The sequence below is a fragment of the Sphingomonas sp. 10B4 genome (assembly GCF_035019905.1).
Taxonomy (GTDB): Bacteria; Pseudomonadota; Alphaproteobacteria; order Sphingomonadales; family Sphingomonadaceae; genus Sphingomonas; species Sphingomonas glacialis.
Genome location: NZ_JASJVC010000156.1, coordinates 1 through 1,548 on the forward strand (window position 1 = coordinate 1; position 1,548 = coordinate 1,548).

The 1,548-nt window shown below is 65.4% G+C and carries 1 protein-coding gene; it reads right to left on the reverse strand.

Translation table 11 applies throughout. The features are described from left to right. Window positions 1-73 precede the first annotated feature (73 nt). Window positions 74-1,426, reverse strand: a complete 1,353-nt coding sequence (locus tag QN347_RS19205; protein ID WP_322159917.1) for an IS1380 family transposase — start codon at window positions 1,424-1,426, stop codon at window positions 74-76. Between the last annotated feature and the right edge of the window lie 122 nt (window positions 1,427-1,548).

Genomic DNA, 1,548 nt, shown 5'->3' on the forward strand with positions numbered 1-1,548 from the left:
GCAGGTGACGGCGCGATTTCGGGTGTTTGCGGGTTTGCGGGGATGGGCTTGATCGGCGGCACGGCCGCATCGGCTATGGGCTGGCGGCGCGCAAGCTGAGGGCGACGTGGCGGAACAGCTTGGCATCCGGACAGGCACTGGCGAACGCGATGCGGATGCGGGTGGCGGTCTCGATGACGCGTGCGGCGACCTTGATCAGCCGCAGGCGGATGGTGGCGAACTCGGCGGCCCTGAGCGCAGTGGATTGCGGCAGCGCCTGGCGCAGTCGCCACATCAGCCAGTAGGCGGCGGTGTGGAGGAACAGCCGCATCTGGTTGGCATTGGCCGAGCGGCACGAGGTGCGGTCGCTCTTCAACTGCGCCTTGTGGAGCTTGATGAGGTTCTCGGCCTGCCCACGAGCGCAATAGAGCGTGTCGTAGACGTGTTCGGCGCTGCCAGCCTTGAGCGATGTGACGACGAAGCGGATATCGAGGCCGAGCGAAGTGGCCTCGATGCGCGCGACAACCCGGCGATCAGTTTCGCCCCAGCTCTTTGCCGCGTAGCGCGTCTCGGCATAGCGGCGCAGCACCGGCAACCCGCGGGTGGCACGCTCGACGCAGACCGCGTCGGCGGCAGCGACAATGACGGGATCGGCGTGCAGCGTCCGGTTGCCGGGAAGTCCGAACACATAATCGGCCTTGTTGGCCTCGCACCACGCCATGATCTCGGGCCGGCCATAATGACCATCGCCGCGCAGCGTGATGCGGGTATCGGGCCATCGCGTCTCGATACGCCGGTGCAGCCGGCGGACATGGCCAGCGATCTCGGTGCCCGACGGCGTCTTGCCGGTGCGCAGCAGCATGGCGACCGGACGTCCGGTCGCGGTGTCGTAGACATGGATCGGCAGGAAGCAGCGCTCGCCGTAGTGACCATTCCAGAACGAGAGCTGCTGGCCGCCGTGGACGACATCGACCGTCTCGTCGATGTCGAGCGTCACCGCCGCCGGCGGGACCGGGTAGCTGGCGCAATAGAGATCGACCATGACGTCCATCATCCGCACCAGTTCGCGGGTCGTCGGTGCATTCTCCCAGCGGCTCATCGTCGGTTGGCTGGCGAGACCGATGGTGCCGCCGGGCAGCTTGCCCGCCGCCAGCTTGAAGCCTGGATCATGGCGCAGATGATCGAGATCGTCGGCATCCTCATAGCCGCAGGCGATCGCCAGGATCCGCGCCCGCAAAATGTCGTCCAGGTCGTGGATGACACGGCTCCGGTCGCGGGGATCAGCAATGCAACCGGCCAGGCGTCCGGCAATGCCCATCGCGCGTTCTGCCTGCGCCAACAGCAGCACGCCACCATCCGATGTCAGTCGCCCGCCATCGAACGCCGCCGTCACTTTCTTGCGCCGAATAGCTGGGAATCCAAAGCAAGTAACGCTATCGTCGGTCATGGCGGGCGTGGCACTTTCTGTCCGGTGTTCGAGAGTGGCGTCAACAACCTTTCTCTACACTAAATCAGTAGGTTAAGCTACGCTCGCCAACCCGAAATCGCCCGTCCGACGAATAATCCGGG

Excerpts from the sequence above, each read along its gene's own strand:
- QN347_RS19205 (WP_322159917.1), bottom strand. The coding sequence starts at position 1,426 with ATGACCGACGATAGCGTTACTTGCTTTGGATTCCCAGCTATTCGGCGC.